The sequence below is a fragment of the Thermoanaerobacter sp. CM-CNRG TB177 genome, assembly GCF_018588165.1.
GTDB lineage: Bacteria > Bacillota > Thermoanaerobacteria > Thermoanaerobacterales > Thermoanaerobacteraceae > Thermoanaerobacter > Thermoanaerobacter thermocopriae.
In genome coordinates, this window is sequence record NZ_JAFCAC010000087.1 from 1 (window position 1) to 276 (window position 276).

Consider the following 276-nt stretch of genomic DNA (forward strand, 5'->3'; position numbering starts at 1 on the left):
AATAGGGTGCAGTGCAGAAGGGCATATAAGCCATGTATTTTCAGTAAGACTAAGCAGGAATCCATTGGGATGGAGTAGAGAAGGATTAAAGTTAATGGCGAAATTAAGGGTATTCAGCAAGAATGGAGGAGACTTAAGAGAAGTAGAATGGGGTAAGAGAAAGGATATAAATGAAGGAAGTTACAAATTAACGAAGAAGCAAATAAAAGAGGCAGTGAGGAGAGTTAAAACGTCTACAAATGAAAAGATAAATAATATTACGGTTTTGAATATAGG

Annotated in this window: 1 protein-coding gene; it reads left to right on the forward strand. The window is 35.9% G+C overall.

Annotated elements, in window-relative coordinates; all coding sequences use genetic code 11:
- Nucleotides 1-276, forward strand: a 276-nt coding sequence (locus I4N53_RS10725; protein ID WP_214496217.1) for a UPF0236 family transposase-like protein, incomplete at both ends; no start/stop codon positions are given.